This window comes from Rubellimicrobium arenae, from assembly GCF_017916275.1.
Classification (GTDB): domain Bacteria; phylum Pseudomonadota; class Alphaproteobacteria; order Rhodobacterales; family Rhodobacteraceae; genus Rubellimicrobium; species Rubellimicrobium arenae.
This window is the reverse complement of record NZ_JAFMST010000032.1, coordinates 1-1,367: the sequence shown is the minus strand read 5'-3', so window position 1 is coordinate 1,367 and position 1,367 is coordinate 1. Positions and strand designations below refer to the sequence as shown.

Annotated in this window: 1 protein-coding gene; it reads right to left on the bottom strand. The window is 75.1% G+C overall.

Annotation, left to right across the window (positions count from 1 at the left end):
* Positions 1-106 precede the first annotated feature (106 nt).
* Positions 107-895, bottom strand: a complete 789-nt coding sequence (locus tag J3P31_RS21130) for an HpcH/HpaI aldolase/citrate lyase family protein (protein WP_210530513.1) — start codon at positions 893-895, stop codon at positions 107-109.
* Positions 896-1,367 lie beyond the last annotated feature (472 nt).

Below are 1,367 nucleotides of genomic sequence, written 5' to 3'. Positions count from 1 at the left end.
CCGCGACGCCCAGGCCTTCGAACGCCGCGGCATCGAGGTCCTCATCGCCCGCTGACCCCAGGGGGATGAGGGGGGCCTGTCGGGAAGCGGCAACGGGTCGGCCGGCCTAGCCCCGCGCGAGGAGGCGTCGTGCCCGCTCGACCACCGGAGGGTCCACCATGGTCCCTCGCAGGTTGACCGCGCCGCGGGCCTCCCGGTCGGCCAGGTCGACCACGTCCCGCGCCCAGGCGAGCTCCTCGTCGCTGGGGCGCATGGCGCGATGCACCGGGCCGATCTGGCGCGGATGGATGCAGAGCCGCGCGCCGAAGCCGAAGGCGAGCGCCCGCCGGGTGTCGGATTCGACCGGCGCCTCATCGTCGAACGACGTCGTCACCCCGTCGATGGGGGGCGCAAGACCCGCCACGCGCGAGGCCAGGGTCATCTGCGCGCGGAACAGGTCCATCGCCGTTCCTTCCGCCGGAATACCCAGGTCCAGCGCGAGGTCGAGCGTGCCGAGCGCGAGCCGGACCACCCGTGGCGCCGCGGCCAACTGCTCCAGCGCGGCCATGCCCCTGGCCGTTTCGACCTGCGGGATGACCGGACCGGGACAGCGCGCGATGTCGTCCGCCCGCTCCGCCTTGGGCAGCATGAGGGCGGCCACGCCCGGCCGCCCGGCCAGCGTCAGGTCCGCGTCGTGCCATTCCGTTCCCGGCGCATTGACGCGGACGACCACCGGGCGTCCCGGATCGAGCCGCTGGGCGAGAGCCTCGCGCGCCGGAACCTTGGCCGCCGGGGCCACCGCGTCCTCCAGGTCCACGACGACGATGTCCGCCCCGGAGGCATGGGCCTTGGCGAAGCGCTCGGGCCGATCGGCGGGGACGAACAGGAAGCTGCGCGCGGTGGCAAGGCGGGTCATGGACGCTCCGGCCCTTGGCGCGGCAGGAGCCGGTCGCGTCGCGGGACAGGTCCAGGGGTGGTCCGCCGGCAGGCCGGGCCTTGCCGGGCGTCGATGGTCTGCAGGTTCGATGCAACCGGTCGCATCCTGTCCTCCGTCCTGTTGTTCCGAGCCCTCTTGGCGCATGGCCAGTCTCGTCGCTCGGGGCCTCCGGCGCCACCCCGGATCGGGGCCGGCGCGGGGCCGGCGTGGGGCGGGCACCCTCCGGTCGGATCGGCCGGTCCGATGCACCCGGCCGGGATTCCGGCATCGGACGGTTTCGGACGGACGGTCCAGGTGGGGTCATCCGCCGTCAGATCCGGCGGGGGGGAGCGGCCCCTCCGCCACAGGGTCCTCCGCGTTCCCCTCCAGCAGCTGCAGGACGGCGCGGGCGGCGAGGGGGATGGGGGTGCCGGGGCCGAAGATGGCCTGGACGCCGGCCTGGCGGAGGGCG